The following is a 19022-nucleotide window of genomic DNA, read 5'->3' as shown; positions in this document are numbered from 1 at the left end:
CCGCAAGTCGAGCGCCCGGCCATGAGCATCCACACCGAGGGCACGCACGAGAACATCGTGCTCGCGCAACACGTCAACGGCCGCCTGCGGGCGGAGGCGCGGATGCATTTCGCTCGCGCCTTCCTTCTGCGGGCACTCGGGGCCGGCGCCTTCTCGGCGCTGGCCGGGATCGGCATCGGCGCGGCCTGCTATGGCTACGCCTACATGAACCAGTTCGACTCGGCGGCGGAGAAGATCGCCAGCGCGATGCAGACGGCGCTCGCCAACGTCACGCTCAAGACCAAGGGCGAGGTCACGCTGACCGACAACACGCTCAAGCTCGAAGGGCTGCCTGCGCAGCGGGCCAACGCCGTGCCGACGCCGACGAAGGCCCAGCTCGGCGCCGACGCCGCCCCGGCCTCGCAGGCGCCGGTGAACACGACCTTCACGGTCTTCAAGCAGGTGCCTTATCTCGACGGGCAGATCGTGACCGGCTGGAACTTCAAGGCCAACGAGGAGCGTCCGTTCCAGCAATATTGCTACTTCTCCCGCCGCTCGAACGAGACGAAGGGGCAGGTCGAAATCAAGATCGACCTCGCCATGGACGGCAAGACGCTGCCGCAGCCGCAGAAATCGGACGTGAACCTCGGGATCCTCGCCACCAACTGCGTGTGGCACGACGGGAAGACGCTGTAGACAGGGACGCCTCGAACCGGCTGCCGGACCGATTGCCGATCCGCTTCGCGCCGGGTTACTGCGGGCGATCCCCATGCCGACGCGAGACACCATGCGCTTCACTGGAACCGAGTCCTACGTCGCACCGCCCGATCTCACCACGGCGGTCAACGCCGCGATCGTGCTGGAGCGCCCGCTTCTGGTGAAGGGCGAGCCCGGCACCGGCAAGACGGTGCTGGCGGAAGAAATCGCCCGGGGCCTCGGCGCGCCGCTGCTGACCTGGAACATCAAGTCCACGACCAAGGCGCAGCAGGGACTCTACGAGTACGACGCCGTCTCGCGGCTGCGCGACTCGCAGCTCGGTGACCCGCGGGTCTCGGACATCGCCAACTACATCCGCCGCGGCAAGTTGTGGGAGGCGTTCACGGCCCCGCAGCGGCCGGTACTGCTGATCGACGAGATCGACAAGGCCGATATCGAGTTCCCCAACGACCTGCTGACCGAACTCGACCGGATGGAGTTCCACGTCTACGAGACCGGAGAGACGGTCCGCGCGGAAAACCGCCCCATCGTCATCATCACCTCGAACAACGAGAAGGAGCTGCCGGACGCCTTCCTGCGCCGCTGCTTCTTCCACTACATCAAGTTTCCCGACGCCGAGACGCTGCAACGCATCGTCGAGGTGCATTATCCGGGCATCAAGCACCGCCTCGTCGAGGAGGCTTTGCGGGTGTTCCTGGAGACCCGGGAGGTGCCGGGACTCAAGAAAAAGCCCTCGACCTCCGAACTGCTCGACTGGCTCAAGCTCCTCGTCTCCGAGGACGTTCAGCCCGAGACCCTGCGGGAGCGCGACGGCCGCAAACTGATTCCGCCGCTGCACGGTGCGCTGCTGAAGAACGAGCAGGACGTCAGTCTGTTCGAGAAGCTCGCCTTCATGATGCGCCGAGAGGGCAGGGGCGGCTGAGCCGCCCCTGGCCTGGCCGGTCAGTTCGCCCGGCGGGAGAGCGACACGGCGTAGGCCGGGGAGCGGATCGCGAACATCGGGTCGTCGGACGGGCCGGCGATGCCCTCCGGCAGTTCCGCCACTGGGTCGAAGGTCCGCGCATCGCAGGTGGCGTCCGGCTCGATCGCCGTGATCGCGAGGGTGCCGAGCGTCTCGGTCTTGCGCTGCTCCTCCGGCCACTGGACGGTCGGGTCGTTCGTCGGATCGCCCGGCTCGGCCAGGATCGCGACGAGGTCGAACCGGGCCGGCCCGCGGCCCAGGCGCTCCTTCAACTCGTCGGCGTAGAAGCTGTCGGGCTTGGCCTTCAGCTCGTCGTCGCTGAGACCGGCCTTGTCGGCGGACACGAATTTCAGCTTCGCCGTCTTGGTCTCACCCTTCGCGTTGGTGAGCGTGTAGGCGTGGACGCCCCAGTAATCGACGCCCGCGAAGCTCGCCGGCACCGGCCGCGCGTTGAGCCAAGCCGCCTGCCGCGTCGTCTCCGGATTGGCGGCCACGAATGCTTTGACCTTCTCGGCATCCGGCTTGCCATCCGGCCCCGGTGCGCGGGCCTGGAGGGAGGCGAGGAGTTGCTCGGGCGTGCGCGTCGAGAAGACCGGCGCGGAGATCACCACGAACACCATGTCGCCGGCGGGGTCGTTCATCCGCATGGCGAAGCCGCGGGTGACCGGCTTGGCCTTGTCGGAGACCTTCGGGTTGCTGCCGCCCATGGAGAAGCGGGCCGTCACCGGCGCCGCCTTCTGGAATTGGGGCGCCTTCGACAGGGCGGCGGCGCCAGGCGCTGGGGTGAATTCGCCCTTGAGGCAGACGCCCTTGGCGCCGCTGGCGCGCACGCCCGTATGGTTGCCGCCGGCGGCGAACATCCCGGCGACGATGGCGGCGGGATCGGCCTCCTCGGCCATGGCCGGGCCGAGGAGACAACCGATGGCAGCGGTGCAACCGAGGAGCATGCGAAGCCGGATCATGGGACACTCTCTCAGTTTAGAATCGCGCCAAGCAGAACGCTCCCCTTCATGAGTTGCGCACAATCTTTTTGCAAGCACGATGTCCGTCACGGTGTCGTCATCCGGCGATCGCCGATGGTGCGAACCGCGCGATCCTGCGGTGACGATCGGCGGCGGCGCCCCATGTAAGGGCGCGTCGTCCACCCGCGTGATGCCCCCATGCAGACCAAAAAACTCGGCCGCACCGGCCTCGACATCTCACCACTCTGCCTCGGCTGCATGACCTACGGCGTGCCGGAGCGGGGACCGCATCCGTGGACGATGCGCGAGGAGGAGAGCCGGCCGCTGATCAAGCGTGCGCTCGATCTCGGGATCAATTTCTTCGACACCGCGAACTACTATTCCGACGGCACGTCGGAGGAGATCGTCGGCCGCGCACTCAAGGATTACGCCGACCGCGACAGCATCGTGCTGGCAACCAAGGTGTACTATCCGCTGAAGAAGCAGCCCAATGCCGGCGGCCTCTCGCGCAAGGCGATCTTTTCCGCGATCGACGCCTCGCTCAAGCGTCTCGGCACCGACTACGTCGATCTCTACCAGATCCACCGCTGGGACTACGCCACGCCGATCGAGGTCACGCTGGAGGCGCTCCACGACGTCGTGAAGGCGGGCAAGGCTCGATACATCGGCGCCTCCTCGATGTTCGCGTGGCAGTTCGCGAAGGCGCTCTACACCGCCGACCTCAACGGCTGGACGCGCTTTGCCACCATGCAGAACCATCTCAACCTGCTCCACCGCGAGGAGGAGCGCGAGATGATCCCGCTCTGCGCCGACCAGGGCATCCCGCTGCTGCCGTGGAGCCCACTCGCCCGCGGTCGGCTCACCCGCGACTTCGACGCAGGCAGCGCCCGACAGGAGAGCGATCTCGTCGGAAAGAACCTCTACGACGCCACCGTCGAGGCCGACCGCAAGGTGATCGAGGCGGTGGCCGAAGTGGCGCGGAACCGCGGCGTGCCGCGGGCGCAGGTAGCGCTCGCCTGGGTGATCCAGCGACCGGGCGTGGCCGCGCCGATCATCGGCGCCTCGAAGCCGGGGCATCTCGACGATGCGGCGGCCGCCCTCGACCTCGCGCTGACGCCGGACGAGATCGCCCGACTCGAAGCCCCTTACGTCCCGCATGCCGTGGTCGGTTTCCAATGATGCGCCGCCTGCTCCTCCTGCGCCACGCCAAATCCGCCTATCCGCAGGGAGTGGGCGATATCGACCGACCGCTCAATCCCCGCGGACGCAAGGCCGCGCCGCTGATGGGCGCCTACATCGCCCGCGAATCCCTGGCACCCGATCACGTCATGGTGTCGCCGGCCCGACGCACGCAGGAGACCTGGGAGGCGGTGCGGGGCGAGCTGCCCGAGACGCCGATGGAGACGGTGCCCTCGATCTACGAGGCGCACGCTTCCCGCATCCTCGACGCGATCCGCTCCGCCCCGGCGGAGGCGCAGACTCTGCTCGTCATCGGCCACAATCCCGGCCTCGGCGACCTCGCCCTTCGGCTCGTGGGGGAGGGGCCGAAGGAGCAGAGAAACGACCTTCGCGAAAAATTCCCGACCGCGGCGCTCGCCGTGCTGGAATTCGACGCGGTGGGCTGGGAGGACGTCGCTCCCGGTGCCGGGCGTCTCCTTCGGTTCGTGCGCCCGCGCCAGCTCGCGGCGGAGATGGAGGACGATTGAGCGGTTTCCGTCGGCCGCATCGAACCCTCCGCCGCCGCGCGCCGTTCCCTGACGAGAACGGCCGAGCTGACACCGCGTAAGGGAAGACCGGCGTGCTCCTCGAATCGCTCCTCGCGCTGACGGCTCTGATGCCGCGGATCGAACCCGCGCTCGACGCGACGCGGGCGCGCCTGCCGGCTCTGCCGCATGCGGCCGAGGCGGCGCCGACACCGCCGCCGAGCTTCAGCCAAGTGGCGCGGGCCGTCTCCAACTGGCGCGAGCAGGCGGGCGAGAACCTTGCGCCCGGCACGCTCGCCCTTGTCGTCCGGCACGCGGCGAGCGAGCCGGGCTTCGTGGCCCGCTGCGTGCGGCTCAACAATTACTGGTGCATCAAACAGGCGGGCTGGAGCGGCGAACTCGGCGGCGACGCGGAGGGCCATACCGGCTTCGCCACTGCCGCCGACGGCGCGGATGCGGCCGCCCAACTCCTGCGCCGCTACCAGCGCGACTACGGACGGCGCTCGGCGCTCGCCATCGTGCGCCGCTGGGCGCCCGCCGAGTGCGGCGCACCCCGCCTTGCGGCAGCGGCGCCGATCGCAGGCCGGCCGCGGCGTCCGGCCCGGCAGGCGGCGGCCGTCTCGACGGCAATCGCACCGCAGGGCATCGGCGGCACGCTGCGCGCCCGCTTCCTGGCGCGGCACGGGCGGGGTGGGGTCGCGCGCGCGGCGCCCGCCGCCAAGGGGGGCTTGCGGGTGCAACCCTGGTCGGCCCGCGCGCGGCTCGCCGGGCATCCCGGCCGCGCGCCCGGAGCCGGGACGCGACCGGCCGTCCCCCTGCCGAAGCCGGCCGCCGACATCGCGACGGGTCTGACCGCAACGCCCTCGCCAAGCGCTGCGGCGATGCCGAAGATCACGCAAGTGGCGCCCTCCCGCTCACCGGCGCCGCCGGCCTCCGCGGTCCGCTCGTCCGTCGCCTCGGGCGCGGTCAATCCCGCCGCGCTGCTGGCGCCCGACCAGCTGTCGGCGGAAGCGGCGGCGTTGCCCTCGATCGCCGCCTCGCTGCCGAAGGGCAGCCTGCTCGATCTGAGCCTTCCGGCACCGGTCTGCGCCAGCGACGAGACGCGCATCCGCAACTACGCGGCGCGGATCGCCGGCAGCGTCGGCCTCAAGCCCGACGACGACCTCCGCCTGTTCCGCGAGGACGGCCGCCCGACCGGCAACCTCCTGCCGGTGATGCTGGCGATGTCCTCGGTCGAACTCGGTACGCTGCACGCCTCGAAGGCGTTGGTTAGCGCGGCGATCGAGCGGCTGGAGGCGCGTCTTTCCGGTACCGCCTCCACAGAGGCGCGGCCGAATTCCGCACTCTGATACGGTCTCCGCTCGATCGGAGCGGGGAGCGTATCAGCAATCCCGCGCGGCGCCTGAGCGAAGTCCGAATCCGCCATCCCGCAGGGATCAATCGGATTTGGTATGAAGCATCGTCTCTTCCGAAAGCCGGATGATCCACCGCCGGCGGAGAAGCACTACTCCCAAGGAGGCAGATGATCGTCGTCCGCCCGCTGGTATGGTCGCGGCCATGTCTTCCGGGGGCTTGACGGAGACCGGCCGAAACATCGGCCACCACAATCCCGGTGACGCGATGACGCTCCTGCTCGCTTGACGAAGGCAGGCGTGCCTCATCGGACGCCTGATCGTCGGAGGCACCCGGTTCGGGCTCGGCGGCGCGGCGGGAATCCGGTGAGGGATGCCCGGCGGATGGCACATCCGCCGCCCCGGCCCTCGCCGACGAGCCGCACGCCAGACGAGGATCGGGATGTCCTGCATCGACGGCGCGGCTGGTTTCCAGGCGATCGAGCCTCGTCCTGCGCCGGATGACGGCGGGGACAGGCGGCAGGCCGTGCCGCCCGGAACGCTGTCGCCGGAGGAGTTGCAGGAGGTCTTCCGGCACCAGCTCGATGCCGTGTGCCGCGTCGTGGAGGAACAGCTCCGCACCCTCACCCTGGCCTGCACGGCCGCGCGAACTCCTCTGCCCGAGTTGCGGCCCTCTCCGGCGCTGCCGGCGGCGGATCGCGGGGCGCAGCGGCCTCTCACCGACGGCGAGGCCGAGATCTGGCTCGCCGCGCAATTCGGGGCGGATGCCAACGCCGCGATGACCGAGATCGTCACTCTCCGGCTCGAAGGCCCGCTCGATGCGGCGCGCCTGCTGGACGCCGCGCATGCGGTGCTCGGCCGCCACGGCGCGCTGCGCAGCCGCGTCGCCTCGAGCGGCGAGAGCGTGCGGGTCGATCCCGCGGGCCAAGTCCCAGTCCGTTGGGCCGATATCTCGCGCGAGGCCGAGCCGGAGGTCGCGCTCGGCGCCGAGCTTCACGCGCTGGCCGGCCTGTCGTTCGATCCCGTCGCCGGCCCGGTGGCGCGGGCCGACCTCGTCCGCCTCGGCGAGCGGAATCACGTCCTCGTTCTCTCGGCCCACCACATCGCCTGCGACGGCTGGTCCTTCGCCGTCCTGGCCGACGAGATCGCGAGCGCCTACCGCTCCGGTCCCGACCAACGGGCGCCGGCGGGCCGGGCCGATGGCTGCCTCGCCTCGGAGGCGGAGCAGGCGCTGGCCTACTGGGCCGGACTCTACGCGCGCCTGCCCGAGCCGCTCGACCTGCCGGCCGACCATCCGCGGCCGAAGCTGCGCGGCTTTGCCGGCGATACGCGCCGTGCCGTCCTGCCGCCTCCGCTCGTCGCCGGGTTGAGAGCCCTCGCGGCCGGCCAGGGGCAGACGCTGACCGCGGTGATGCTCGCCACCTTCCAAGTGCTGCTCGCCCGGCTCTCGGGGCAGGACGACCTCGTGGTCGGCGTACCCGCGGCGGGGCAGCCGCGCCGCGGCGAACCCGGCCTCGTCGGGCACCATGCCGATTTCCTGCCGCTGCGGGCCCGGTTCGATCCGGCGGAGCCCTTCGCCGCCCATCTCGCCCGCACCGGCGCGGCGCTCGCCGAGGCCGCCGCCCATGCCGACTGCACGCTGGGGCGCCTGCTGCGCCACCTCGACCGGCCGCACGATCCGGCGCGCCCACCGCTGGCCCAGGTTCAGTTCAATCTCCAGCGCTTCCCCGACGCCCTCGATTTCGGGCCGGGCCTGCACGGAGCCCTCGCGCCGGCCCTCAAACGGTTCTCGACCTTCGAATTGACCTTCAGCGTGAGCGAAACCGCCGACGGGCTGACCCTCGACGCCACCTACAACCGCGCCCTGTTCGAGCCGGCCACGATCGTTCGCTGGATCGGCCACTATCTCACCCTGCTTGGGCACCTCGCCCAGGATCCGGCGCAGTCGATCGGGCGTGTCGCGCTGCTCGATCCGGCCGAGCGGCGGACCATGCTGGTGGCCTGGAACGCGACCGAGACGGCGCACCCGCTCGATGTCGGGGCGATGCGCGCCTTCCGGATCCACGCCCGACGCGCCCCGGACCGGATCGCGGTCCGCTTCGGCGAGGAAGCCATCTCCTACGGCGCCCTCGACCGCTGGGCCGACCGGATCGCCGCCGCCTTGTTGGATAGCGCCCTGCCCGAGGGGGCCCGCGTCGGCCTCCTCATGCGCCGCTCGCCGGGACTCGTCGCAGCGATGCTCGGCGCGTTGCGCGCCGGCATCCCCTACGTCCCCCTCGACCCGGCGATGCCGCCCGCCCGCCGCGCCGGAATCGCTGCCGATGCGGGAATCGGCGCAATGCTCACTCTCGCCGCCGACCGGGCGCTCATGCCGGAGGAAGCCCCGCGGATCATCGAGGTCGACCGGCTCGACGGGCCGGCGCCGCACCGCTTCCCGCGCGTGCCGGCGGATCGGGCCGCCTATCTGATCTACACGTCGAGCACGACCGGCGCGCCGAAGGGCGTCGAGGTGCCCCATCGCGGTCTCTCGAACCTGCTGTTCTCGATGGCGCGGGCGCCGGGGCTCGGCCACGACGACCGGCTGCTCGCAGTGACGACAGTCACCTTCGACATCGCCGGTCTCGAATTGCTGCTGCCGCTGATCCGCGGCGCCCAGATCGTGCTCGCTTCCGCCGAGGAGGCGCGGGACGGCCACGCTCTCCTCGCCCGTCTCGAATGGAGCAAGGCCACCGTGCTCCAGGCAACGCCGATGACGTGGCGGCTCTTGCTGGAGGCGGGTTTCCGATCCCGTCCCGGTCTCAAGATGCTGTGCGGCGGCGAGGCCCTGCCGCTCGATCTCGCCCGCCGCCTGACCGAGGGCGGCGGCGAATTGTGGAACCTCTACGGGCCGACGGAGACGACGATCTGGTCCTCGGCCGAGCGGGTCGATCCGCAGGAGGAGACGGTCACGATCGGGCGGCCGATCGACAACACGAGCCTGTTCATCCTCGATCCGCAGGGCGAACCGGTGCCGGTCGGCGTCACCGGCGAATTGCTGATCGGCGGCGTCGGGCTCGCCCGGGGCTATCTCGGGCGGCCGGATCTGACGGAGCGAAGCTTCATCGCCAGCGCCCTGCCGGAATGCGCCGGCGCGCGGCTCTACCGGACCGGCGACCGCGCCCGCTTCCAGCCGGACGGACGCGTCGAGATCCTGGGACGGGCCGACCACCAGATCAAGCTGCGCGGCTACCGGATCGAGCCGGGCGAGATCGAGGCGGTGCTGCTGCGCCAGACCGGGCTGCATGCGGTCGTCGTGCTGCGCCCCGACGCCGCCGGCGAGGACCGCCTCGTCTGCTACTACGTGCGCGCCCAGGATGAGGCGGTCCCCACCCTGCGGACCCTGCGCGCCGCGCTTGCCCGCGACCTTCCGGACTACATGATCCCCTCGCAATGGGTTCGGCTGCCGGAACTGCCGCTGACGGCGAGCGGTAAGATCAACCGTAAGGCGTTGCCCGCCCCGGAGACGCAAGCCAACGGTCTCGCCGCCGAGCCGAGTGCCGCCACGCCGTTTCACCTCAAACCCGCCCCGGTCCGAACCGCGGGTGACGGCGTCGAGGCGCGGCTGGCGGCGATCTGGCGGGAGGTGCTGGGCCTCGACACCGTCGCGCCGGATGACGACCTGATCGCGCTCGGAGCGGATTCGCTCGCCGTGTTCCGCATCGTCGCGCGGGCTCGGCGGGAGAACCTGCCCCTCGGCGCGGGCGACCTGTTCGGGGAGCGCACCATCGCCCGGATCGCCGCCCTGCTGCACGGCCGCCTTGGGGAGGGCGGGGAAACGCTGGCCGCCCGCGCGCCGATCGCGCCGATCCGGCGCCCGCGGCCGGCGGAGGCCGAGCGCGCCGCGGTCGGTCAGGCGTGAGGGCGGACGGAATGCGGCATTTCACGCAGGAGACGACCGCGGCGCCGGGCGAGACTCATGGCGGCGATGCCTTCACCGCCCGCTGCTCCCACAGCCAGACGCGGTTCTGGCTGCTCGACCAGTTGCGGCCGGGCGATCCGAGCCTGCACGTCGCCGCCCGCTGGCGCATCGCCGGGCGGCTCGATGCCGAGATCCTGACCCGCGCCTTCCGCATCCTGATCGAGCGGCACGAGGCGTTGCGCACGTCGATCGTCGGGGAGGGCGGGCGACCGGTGCAGCGGATCGCCGGAACGGTGCCGCTGCCTTTCTCCGAGATCGATCTCTCCGGCCTGCCCGGCGACCGCCTGGGTGAGGCGCGGACGATCGCCGAGTCGGAGGCCGGCAAGCCGTTCGATCTGGCGCTCGCCCCGCTGCTGCGGGTGACGCTGCTGCGGCTCGGGCGCACCGATTCCCTGCTGCTCGTCACCGCCCATCACAGCATCTGCGACGGCTGGTCGATGGTGGTGCTGGCCCGTGAATTCGTCGCGATCTACGGCGCCCTGATCCGCGGACAGGCACCGGCTCCGGTGTCAGCTTCCCTGCATTATGCCGACTTCGCCGAGTGGGAGATCTCATCCCCTATCGCCGCAGCGGCGGAGCGCGATCTCGCCTACTGGGCACAGTCCCTGCGCGACCTCACACCGTTTGAGCTACCGCCGGACCATCCGCGCCGCCCCGGCCGGGACCGGCGCTTCGCCGCCGAGACGCGCCTGCTGCCCGCCGAACTCGGCGCCCGCCTGGAGGACTATGCGCGGGCGCATGGCGCCACCCCGTTCGTTCTGGCCTGCACGATTCTGTTCGGGCTCCTCGGCGCGCGCACCGGGCGCAGCGATATCGCCATCGGGACGCAGGTGCTCGGGCGCGACGAGGTGGAACTCGAAGGGGTCGTCGGCACCTTCGTGAACACGCTGGTGCTCCGGACCGATCTCGGAACGGGGCAGGGCTTCGCCGAACGACTCGCGGCGACGCGGCGGACGATTCTCGATGCCTGCGACCACGCGCTCGCCCCGTTCGACCGGGTGGTGCAGGCGCTGGCGCCCTGCCGCGACGGGCTGCGGCCGCCCCTGGTCTCGGTCAACGTCCGGCTTCGCCCGACACCCATCGCGACACGGCCCGCGGCCGCCTCGAACGAGGGCGCGCCATCGATCCGCCTGGTCGAGCTCGACTACGCCGCCAGCGGCAGCTTCTTCGACCTCGATCTCGAACTCGCGCCAACCGAGGCGGGCTGGCGCCTCGTGTGCGAGTACGACGCCGGCCTCTATGACGCGGCGACCGTCGCCGCCCTGCTCGCGGATTTCGAGCGCGCCGCCTGCGCCGCGGTCGGCGCGCGCCTGCCCGATCCGGTGCCGTTCACGGGCAATGCCCCGGAGGGTGGGGCCGCCTCCGTGCCCGTCGACGCGGCGCCGGTTCACCCCGAAGCGCTGCCGGAGACGGGCGTCGACACCGACGACCTTCGGACCATGGTGCGGGCGATCTGGCGGGAGATGCTGGCGCGTCCGGACCTCGGCGACGACGACGACTTCTTCGCCTCCGGCGGCCACTCGCTGCTGGCGGCGCGGGTCGTCGCCCGGATCGAGGCGGCAACCGGCCGGTCGGTTCCGCTCTGGTCCTTCTTCGAGGCGGGCACGGTCGCACGCCTCTGCGCCCTGCTGAGCGGCGCGAAGGCCGCGGGCGTGCGGCACCGCTCGCTTCAGGAAGCGCCGCGCGCAGAAGAGCGGCCCGGCTTCACCGCGATCCATCACGCTGCCGCCGATCCGGAACTCTATCGGCCGCTGGCCGAAGCTCTCGGCGCGGACCAGCCGTTCGCGACGCTGCAGCTCGAGAGCCGGTTGGCGCCGCAGGAGGAGACACTGGAGCGGCTCGCGGGCGCCTATCGCGAGGCCATCGAGACCGCGCAGCCGCGCGGGCCGATCCGCCTCGTCGGGTTCTGCCGCTCCGGCGTCCTCGCCTTCGAAATCGCCCGGCAATTCGCGGATACGGGCCGTGACGTCGCCCTCGTCGTCCTCATCGATTGCTGGGAGCCCGGCTATTTCCGGCGCCTCGATCCGCGCGAGCGCGGCCGGGCCGCCTCCGCCTACCGGCGCGGGCGGCTCGCCGCGCTGCTGCGCCACCTGCGCCGCGACGGCGCCCGTTACCTCGTCTCGCGGGCCCATCTCCGGCTCCGCTCGAACCCGGTTTGGCGCGGGCTGCGTCGCCATCTGCATCGGGCAGGGCTGGCCTCGCCGAACCCCGAGGAGGCGTTCTGGCAGGTCACCGACGATCTCGACGCACTCGCCCTGGCCTACGAACCGCGCCCGCATTCCGGGCCGGTGCTGATCGTGCGCAGCGAGAGCATTCCGGTCGGCCCGCCGCTCGACCCCATGCTGGGCTGGCGCGCCTTTGCCGAGAACGGGGAGACCGTCAGCGTCCCCGGCTTCGGCCACGAAGGCGCCTTCTCGGAAGCCGGCTGCCGGGTGATGGCCGCCAAGATCAGCCTGATGGCACTGCGATGAGCCGGCCTGCCGCCAACGGGTCCCCGCGTGTTCCAAGGCAGACCGATATTGGGCTACGCCGCCCTTGATCTTGTGATTGCATGGGGGCGGAGAGCGGCTTGCGTCCGGGCGGCGGCCGTGAGCAACATAGGTTAACAAAAATCAAAGGGCAGCAGGGGCCGATGACGAGTGTGTCGCTGATGATCTGGGGAGCGACCGGCATCGGCCTGATGGCAATGCTGTTTCTCCTCTATGAACTCAAAAACGCACCCTACGAAGACGAGCCCGAGCCGGAACCGGCATTGCCACAGATTGAAAGGCAGAGATTACGGTTTCTGCCGCTTGATTGAAATCGAATCGGATCCGTCAGGCTGGATCGAATGGAAAATCATCTGCCCCGAACGTTCTGATACGATTTCCGGTTGATTGCTTCGATCTCTCCTCCGTCATCGCGAGGCAAAGCCGTGGCGATCCGGGGCGCCCCTTCCGGAGATGTCGCGCCTGGATCACTTCGGCTTCGCCTCGCGACCACGTGTTGGCTCCTGCGGCTGCGGGGCCCGGTGATCGTCACGCGCTCACACGGTCGTCCCGCAGGCGCGCGTCGAGCGCCGTCCGGTAGATCCTCAGCAGCGCGGCGGTCGTCGCCGCCTCGGTCCAGTCGCGCAGATAGGCGGCGCGGGCGGCCGCGCCCATCCGCCGGGCGTCCTCAGGCTGGTTGCGCAGCCGCTCGATGGCACCGGCGAGGGCGGCGGGATCGCCCGGTGCCACCAGGAGGCCGGTCACACCGTCCTCGATGAGACCGGCGAGCGCTCCGATCCGCGAGGCGATGACCGGCGTGCCCGCGGCATAAGCCTCGGCCACCACCATCGGCAGACCCTCGTACCAGAGGGAGGGCACGACGAGCGCGGCGGCCCGGCTCATCCGCGCCCGCATCTCGCCGTGAGGGAGGGCGCCGAGAAGGGTGAGACCGGGCGCCCCCTCGAGCCGTTCCCGCAGCGGGCCCTCGCCCGCGACGTCGACGGGTGCAGAGAGGCGCGCAGCCGCCTGCTTGAGGATCTCGACGCCCTTCTCCGGACTGAGGCGGCCGGCGAAGAGGATGCCATCGCGCGGGCCGTCGTCGGGCGCGCCCGGATCGGGCAGGCCGTTCGGCTTCACGAAGAGGCGGTGCGCGGGCAGCCCGGCCGCGATGAAGCGGCCGCGGGCGAACTCGGTGAGTGCGACGAAGGCGTCGACGTCCCGCGTCCAGGTGCCGGTTCGGCGGTGCCGGTCGATCATCCGCGCCACGGCCAGGGTGCCGAGGCGCGAGCCGCGGTAGCAGCCGTGGCGCACGGCGGCGTAGGAGGAGCCGGTGAGACAGGTCTCGCAGGGCGCGCCGTCGCGCATCAGCATCGCGCCAGCGCAGGCGAGGCGGAAATTGTGCAGCGTCTGCACCGTCACCGGCCCGAGCGCCCGCACCACCCCGTGCATGGCCGGCGAGACCAGCGGAAAAGTGTTGTGGGCGTGAACCACGTCGGGCCGGAACCGCTCCACCGCCGCGACCACGCGGGCGATCCCGCGAGGGGCGTGCGGTGCCTCGAACGCCGTGCGCAGGCGGTCGAGGGGCGTGCGGATGTCGTCGTTGTGGAAGGTCAGCGTCTCGACCGTGCAGCCGGAAGCGGCGAGGGCGGCGGCCTCGTGCTCCACCACCGCGTCCTCGCCGCCCCGGATCTGGTAGTGGTTGTGGACGATGAGGACGCGCAACAGATGGCTCCCTACGACCGGTGCGGGTCGGGCTGCCGTGCCATCTTCCAGAGGAAGACGGGCGCCATCACGAGGTAGCGCCGCCACAGCCGCCGGGGCTCGCTGAGGAGACGGTGCAGCCATTCGAGCGCCAGGGTCTGCATGATCTTCGGCGCGCGCTTCACCGCCCCGGAATGGAAGTCGAAGGCGGCCCCGACGCCGATCAGCACCATGCCCGGAAGCCGGTCGAGGTGGTCGTTCATCCAAGTGTCCTGCTTCGGCGTCGACAGGCCGACCCAGACGATGTGCGGCTCGGCCGCCCGGATCGCATCCGTGAGTGTCGCGTCCAGTTCCGGAGCGACGGCACCGAAGGGCGGACAGGCAAGCCCGCAGACCTGGGTGCCGGGATATTTGCGGGCGAAGTTCCGCGCGACCTGCTCGGCCACGCCCTCCTTGCCGCCGTAGAGATAGTGGCGGATGCCGGTGTTCTGGGTCGCCGCGAACATCTCCTCCATCAGTGAGGGGCCCGGCACGCGGCCGGTGCCGTGCGCGCGGAAGAACCGGCTGATGATGGTGAGCGGGGCCCCGTCCGGGAGGATCATGCTGGCCCGCTCGTGCGCGGCCCTCAGGTCGGGCTGGTCCTGGGCGCACATGATGCCGTGGACGTCGCGCACGCAGACCATGCCGGTGCGCCGCGCCCGCGCCCAGCCGATCAGGGTGCGGACCGCCAACGGCATGTCGACGACGCTCACCGGCACGCCGAGGATGCGGGTCGCCGGCAGGCGGTGCGAGGCCGGCCCGTCCGCTTGGACAAGATAGGGATCGTTCCAGTTGATCCGGAGCGCGTAGGGCCCCGATGCCGGGATGGTGGCTGCTTCGGTCACGTGAACGCTCCCATCGATCTCAGAGCCCTTTCGAACGACCTGTTCCGCCATCCACGACGATCCTCATGCTGAGGTGCTGCGTCAGCAGCCTCGAAGTACGCCGCCACGCCTCTGCCAACCGACCGGCGCCATGGGATCGAGCGTTCCGGGGTGCTTCGAGGCCGAGCTTTCGCTCGGCACCTCAGCATGAGGAGCGAGGGGCGTGCCGAAGCAACCCGGCCAGGAGGCCTCTCAGGCATCGACCGCATGCTCCTGGAACCACGCATAGGTCTCGGCGATCCCGTCCCGCAGCGGCACCTTCGGCACCCAGCCGAGGCCGCGCAGCTTGTCCGCCGACATCAGCTTGCGCGGGGTGCCGTCGGGCTTGCTCGGATCGCGCACGATCTCGCCCTCGAACCCGACGACCTCGCAGACGAGACGGGTCAGGTCGTAGATCGGGATATCCTCGCCCGAGCCGACATTGACGTGCTCGGCCTGTGAGTAGGTCTTCATCAAATGGACGCAGGCGTCAGCGCAGTCGTCGACGTGCAGGAACTCCCGGCGCGGCGATCCAGTGCCCCAGATCACCATCTCTTTCGCCCCCGCGCGCTTGGCCTCGTGCGCCTTGCGGAGCAGGGCGGGTAGGACGTGGCTGGAGGTGAGGTCGAAATTGTCGCCCGGCCCGTAGAGGTTGGTCGGCATGGCCGAGATGAAGTCGCGGCCGTGCTGCTGGCGGTAGGCCTGGGCGAGCTTGATCCCGGCGATCTTGGCGACCGCGTACCACTCGTTGGTCGGCTCCAGCGATCCGGTCAGCAGGCTCGCCTCGACGATCGGCTGATCGGCAAATTTGGGGTAGATGCAGCTTGAGCCCAGGAACAGCAGCTTGGCCACGTCCTCGCGGAACGCCGCCTCGATGACGTTGGCCTCGATCATCAGGTTTTCGTAGAGGAAATCGGCCGGATAGGTCGCGTTGGCGAGGATCCCGCCGACCTTGGCGGCGGCCAGGAACACAGCGTCCGGCCGCCGGTCGCGCATCCAGGCGCGCACGGCGGTCTGGTCGCACAGGTCGAGTTCCGCGCGGGTGGCGGTGAGGATCTCGCAATCCTCACCCTCGAGCCGCCGCACCAGGGCGCTGCCGACGAGGCCGCGATGTCCGGCCACGAAGACGGTCTTGCCCGCCAAGCTGTCCATTGGGCCGTTCCTCACAGAAGCGGGTTGGAATCGGTCGGCGCCGGATTCTCGCGGTACCACGCGACCGTGCGCTCGATGCCCTGAACCAGGGAGATGGCGGGCGCGTAGCCGATCGCCCGCATCTTGCCGATGTCGGGGCAGCGGCGCGGCGTCGCCCCGGCGGCGGCCGGGCCGGCGACGAGATCGACGCGCACGCCCAGCGCCTCCGCGGTGATCCGGGCGAGGTCGCGGATCGCGACCTCCTCCATCGAGCCGATGTGGTAGACGTTCATGCTCTCGCCCGAGCGCCACATCCGGACGATGCCGTCCACGACATCGCTGACGTAGCAGAAGGCGCGGGTCTCGCTGCCGTCGCCCTGGAGCGTGATCGAGCCGCCGTCGCCGGCCGTCACGATCTTCTCGATCAACTGCGGCACCACGTGCTTCCAGCCCATGTCGGGACCGTAGACGTTGTGGGGCCGGAAGACCTGGACCTTGCGCAGCTTGTCGCGGCCGTAATTGAAGGCGATCAGCTCCGAGATCAGCTTCGAGCCGCCGTAGGAGTAGCGCGGGTTGAGCGAGTCGGGGATCACCATCTCGATGTCCTCGTTCGTCGGTACAACGCGCGGGGTCTGGTAGACCTCCGCCGAGGAGGCGACGACGAGATCGGGCACGCCGGCCTCGATGCAGGCCTCGGTCACGGCGAGCGCGCCGCGCACGCCGACATCGAGCACGAGCTGCGGCTGCGTGTAGAAGTTCTCAGTGCCGTTGACGGCGGCGAGATGGAAGACGCACTCGACGCCCTTCAGCGCCGCGACCAGCGCTGCCTTGTCACGCACGTCGAGAGTCGCCCGCTCTATCGCACCGGGCGCGTCGGCGAGGCGCGAGGCCTGACCGCGGATGTAGTTGTCGATCGCGACGACCTCATGCCCCTCGGCGAGAAGGGCACGGGTGAGGTGGGCGCCGATGAATCCGCCCGCCCCGGTGACAGCCAGCCTGCTCATTGAAACTTACCCACGAGGTTGCCCACGGTGACGTAGCGATGCTCCAGAACCTCCGCCGGCATCTCGCTGAGGTTGTTCCAGTAATCGTAGACGAAGGCGTCGTCCGACATCGTCGCGATGATCTTTTCCAGATCGATCTTCGAATATTCCGGGTGGTTGTTGGCGATCACCAGCACGTCGGCACCCTCGCAGGCGGCGGCGAGGTTGTCGTAGGGCGTGAGCCCCGACGAGATCGCCCGGACATGGTCGATCGGCACCACGCCGTCATAGACCCGGATCTCGGAAAACTGCTCGCTCGCCATCATCTCGCGGATGACGTGGAGCGACATCGATCCGCGCAGGTCGTCGGTCTCCGGGCGGCCCTTGAAGGCAAGGCCCGCCACCACCGCCTTGAACGGCCCGGCGCGCCGCGCCCGCAGCCGCTCGACGAGGCTGCCCACCGTCTCCGCCGGCTGGCGCTCGTTGACGAGCCGGGAGGCCGCGGTGATCTCGAGGGTCACCCCCTTGCCGGAGACCGAGGAGAGCAGGATGTGCGGATCCTTCTCCAGGCAGGGCCCGCCGACGAGGCCGGGGGCGGCGACGTTCGTGCGCGTGTAGCCGAGCTTGCCGTAGCGGATGACGTCGTTGGCGTTGATGCCGAGCGCGTCGCAGGCGCGTGCCACTTCGTTGGCGAAGGCGAAGTGGACATCGCGCGAGGTGTTGTCGACGAGTTTGATCATCTCCGCCGTCTCCGGGCTCGCAACCCGGACGATGGTGTGGGTCAGGCGGCTGAACAGGGCGGCGGCCGCATCGGAGGCGTCCGGCGTCTCACCGCCGACGATCTGCGGCAGGTTGATCAGTTCGCGCATGGCGTCGCCCTCGAGGGTCCGCTCGGGGCACATGGCGAGATGATAGTCGATACCGGTGCGGTCGAGGATCGGCTTCACGACGCCGGTCGTCGTGCCGATCCGAACGGTCGAGCGCAGGATCACCGTCGCGCCCTCCGAGAAGTGCTCGGCCACCTCGCGAGTCGCCTCCTCGATCATGTCGAGGCGCGGCTCGTGCGAGCCGGGATAGAGCGGCGTGCCGACCGTGATGATGTAGTATTCGGCCCGCGGCACGTCGCGCGTCGTGGTGCTGGCGACGAAGCGGCCCTTCTTCACCACATCGGCCAGCGCCGCCTGGAGACCCACTTCGGCGAAGTGCGGAACGCCGGCATTGGTCTTCTCGACGACGTCCGGCCGCTTCTCGATGCCGTAGACCTGCACGCCGCGGCGCGCCAGCGCGACGGAAAGGGTCAGGCCGACATATCCGAGACCGATGATGACGACGTTGGGAGCTTTTCTCGCGTCCATGTTGGGGTCCCGTCTGCGATCGATCCTGCGCGTCTCTCGCCCCGAGCTGAAATCCGGCGCGGGGCAGGCGTCGCATCGTCCCCCCGGCCCTCGGGCGACCGGGACCGACGACGACTGAGTTGCGTCGGATCAGCAAAGTGCGTGCCCCGGAAAATCCGTATCAAAACGGGATCGGCGGCCCGTTAGCGGACAGTTCGACCGCGGCTTCAGACGATTTAGGGACTTCGCGCGGTCGATGATCGGGGTTTGTCGGCAGAAGAATTTGTCGGGCTCGGGAAAGGCGTCGGGAGGCGGCCGCCTCCGAGGCTTCCTCATCCCGCCGATCGCGCGCGGCCCATAGCCTCAGCCCTTCCCCGCTTGGCCGAGGCAACGCATCGCCCTGAGCCTCGTTCGTCCTGCCGGAGACGGCGGGTGCAACGGGCGCCGCCAGCCAATGCGGGAGAGGTGGATGCCGGTTCGGATGACTCAGGAAACGCAGGAGGTGAGCGACGGCCGGAGGCAGGTCGTGGTGCGGGTCCATTTCGGCCGGCCGGATGCGGGGCGCGAGGTCGTCGAGGTCGCGGCGACCGTGCGGGTGCCCGCCATCGAGTCGGAGACGCAGACCGAAGCCGCCGCACAGCAGATGGCGCGGCGAGCGCTCGAACAGGCGCTGTCGGCCTTCCCGCTCTGAGGGCGAACGGGGCGCGAGACATCGGCCGGGCATCGGAGGCACGCAGAGCGGGCCGGAGCCGCTGTCCGGTCTCTGCCCATCCGTGAAGGGTGCGCTCCGATCGGGCGGACAGGCCTGTGCCGAAGCGAGGCGCGACGTGTGGTTTCTCACGTCGCGCAACCATCGGATCGATTTCGCTTT

At 70.3% G+C, this 19022-nt stretch carries 15 protein-coding genes; 9 read left to right on the top strand and 6 right to left on the bottom strand.

The features are described 5' to 3' along the window. The first annotated feature begins 21 nt into the window (after positions 1–21). Positions 22–675 carry a hypothetical protein gene (locus LPC10_RS23520; RefSeq protein WP_231344652.1) on the top strand — a complete coding sequence of 218 codons (654 nt, stop codon included), beginning with the start codon at positions 22–24 and terminating at the stop codon, positions 673–675. 91 nt (positions 676–766) lie between these two features. Further along, complete coding sequence (locus tag LPC10_RS23515) at positions 767–1618, top strand: MoxR family ATPase (protein ID WP_108942434.1); 852 nt, start codon at positions 767–769, stop codon at positions 1616–1618. 20 nt (positions 1619–1638) lie between these two features. On the opposite strand, the gene LPC10_RS23510 is transcribed toward LPC10_RS23515, so the two are convergent. Beyond that, positions 1639–2619, bottom strand: a complete 981-nt coding sequence (locus tag LPC10_RS23510; protein ID WP_231344651.1) for a catalase family peroxidase — start codon at positions 2617–2619, stop codon at positions 1639–1641. Positions 2620–2817: 198 nt separating this feature from the next. Here LPC10_RS23510 and LPC10_RS23505 point away from each other — a divergent pair, with 198 nt between their 5' ends. The 6 genes from LPC10_RS23505 (at position 2818) to LPC10_RS23480 (ending at position 12432) form a co-directional block, all read left to right on the top strand. Further along, positions 2818–3798: an aldo/keto reductase gene (locus tag LPC10_RS23505; RefSeq protein ID WP_231344650.1), complete on the top strand. Its 981-nt coding sequence runs from the start codon at positions 2818–2820 to the stop codon at positions 3796–3798. Then, entirely contained in the window at positions 3795–4325 is a 531-nt protein-coding gene (locus LPC10_RS23500) for a histidine phosphatase family protein (RefSeq protein ID WP_231344649.1), read from the top strand. The genes LPC10_RS23505 and LPC10_RS23500 overlap by 4 nt, the downstream gene beginning before the upstream one ends. A gap of 92 nt (positions 4326–4417) precedes the next feature. Then, positions 4418–5671: a hypothetical protein gene (locus LPC10_RS23495; protein WP_231344648.1), complete on the top strand. Its 1254-nt coding sequence runs from the start codon at positions 4418–4420 to the stop codon at positions 5669–5671. Positions 5672–6116: 445 nt separating this feature from the next. Further along, positions 6117–9572, top strand: a complete 3456-nt coding sequence (locus tag LPC10_RS23490; RefSeq protein ID WP_231344647.1) for a non-ribosomal peptide synthetase — start codon at positions 6117–6119, stop codon at positions 9570–9572. 11 nt (positions 9573–9583) lie between these two features. Continuing rightward, complete coding sequence (locus tag LPC10_RS23485; protein WP_231344646.1) at positions 9584–12103, top strand: condensation domain-containing protein; 2520 nt, start codon at positions 9584–9586, stop codon at positions 12101–12103. An 80-nt stretch (positions 12104–12183) separates the two neighbouring features. Then, positions 12184–12432, top strand: coding sequence for a hypothetical protein (locus LPC10_RS23480; RefSeq protein ID WP_231344645.1), 249 nt, complete (start codon positions 12184–12186; stop codon positions 12430–12432). A gap of 217 nt (positions 12433–12649) precedes the next feature. Here LPC10_RS23480 and LPC10_RS23475 read toward each other — a convergent pair whose 3' ends face one another. From LPC10_RS23475 to LPC10_RS23455, 5 genes are all read right to left on the bottom strand, one after another. After that, positions 12650–13822: a glycosyltransferase gene (locus tag LPC10_RS23475; protein WP_231344644.1), complete on the bottom strand. Its 1173-nt coding sequence runs from the start codon at positions 13820–13822 to the stop codon at positions 12650–12652. 11 nt (positions 13823–13833) lie between these two features. After that, the gene (locus tag LPC10_RS23470) at positions 13834–14685 is read right to left on the bottom strand and encodes a WecB/TagA/CpsF family glycosyltransferase (RefSeq protein WP_231344643.1); all 852 of its coding nucleotides are present in this window, start codon (positions 14683–14685) and stop codon (positions 13834–13836) included. Between the two features lie 231 nt (positions 14686–14916). Then, positions 14917–15855, bottom strand: a complete 939-nt coding sequence (locus LPC10_RS23465) for a GDP-L-fucose synthase (protein ID WP_231344642.1) — start codon at positions 15853–15855, stop codon at positions 14917–14919. Positions 15856–15866: 11 nt separating this feature from the next. Beyond that, positions 15867–16838, bottom strand: a complete 972-nt coding sequence (locus LPC10_RS23460) for an NAD(P)-dependent oxidoreductase (protein WP_231344641.1) — start codon at positions 16836–16838, stop codon at positions 15867–15869. Then, on the bottom strand, positions 16835–18172 hold the full coding sequence (locus LPC10_RS23455) for a nucleotide sugar dehydrogenase (RefSeq protein WP_231344640.1): 1338 nt from the start codon (positions 18170–18172) through the stop codon (positions 16835–16837). The genes LPC10_RS23460 and LPC10_RS23455 overlap by 4 nt, the downstream gene beginning before the upstream one ends. Before the next feature lie 460 nt (positions 18173–18632). Between LPC10_RS23455 and LPC10_RS23450 the strand changes: the two genes are divergently transcribed. Beyond that, positions 18633–18842: a hypothetical protein gene (locus LPC10_RS23450; RefSeq protein WP_231344639.1), complete on the top strand. Its 210-nt coding sequence runs from the start codon at positions 18633–18635 to the stop codon at positions 18840–18842. Positions 18843–19022: the final 180 nt, after the last annotated feature.

It is taken from the genome of Methylorubrum sp. B1-46, assembly GCF_021117295.1.
In the GTDB taxonomy this organism is placed as follows: domain Bacteria; phylum Pseudomonadota; class Alphaproteobacteria; order Rhizobiales; family Beijerinckiaceae; genus Methylobacterium.
Note: the sequence above shows the minus strand (reverse complement) of the source record. Positions and strands in the feature narration are given on the sequence as shown.

Coding starts and splice junctions, on each gene's coding strand:
- LPC10_RS23520 (WP_231344652.1), top strand. CDS start 22: ATGAGCATCCACACCGAGGGCACGCACGAGAACATCGTGCTCGCGCAA.
- LPC10_RS23515 (WP_108942434.1), top strand. CDS start 767: ATGCGCTTCACTGGAACCGAGTCCTACGTCGCACCGCCCGATCTCACC.
- LPC10_RS23510 (WP_231344651.1), bottom strand. CDS start 2,619: ATGATCCGGCTTCGCATGCTCCTCGGTTGCACCGCTGCCATCGGTTGT.
- LPC10_RS23505 (WP_231344650.1), top strand. CDS start 2,818: ATGCAGACCAAAAAACTCGGCCGCACCGGCCTCGACATCTCACCACTC.
- LPC10_RS23500 (WP_231344649.1), top strand. CDS start 3,795: ATGATGCGCCGCCTGCTCCTCCTGCGCCACGCCAAATCCGCCTATCCG.
- LPC10_RS23490 (WP_231344647.1), top strand. CDS start 6,117: ATGTCCTGCATCGACGGCGCGGCTGGTTTCCAGGCGATCGAGCCTCGT.
- LPC10_RS23485 (WP_231344646.1), top strand. CDS start 9,584: ATGCGGCATTTCACGCAGGAGACGACCGCGGCGCCGGGCGAGACTCAT.
- LPC10_RS23480 (WP_231344645.1), top strand. CDS start 12,184: ATGGGGGCGGAGAGCGGCTTGCGTCCGGGCGGCGGCCGTGAGCAACAT.
- LPC10_RS23465 (WP_231344642.1), bottom strand. CDS start 15,855: ATGGACAGCTTGGCGGGCAAGACCGTCTTCGTGGCCGGACATCGCGGC.
- LPC10_RS23460 (WP_231344641.1), bottom strand. CDS start 16,838: ATGAGCAGGCTGGCTGTCACCGGGGCGGGCGGATTCATCGGCGCCCAC.
- LPC10_RS23455 (WP_231344640.1), bottom strand. CDS start 18,172: ATGGACGCGAGAAAAGCTCCCAACGTCGTCATCATCGGTCTCGGATAT.
- LPC10_RS23450 (WP_231344639.1), top strand. CDS start 18,633: ATGACTCAGGAAACGCAGGAGGTGAGCGACGGCCGGAGGCAGGTCGTG.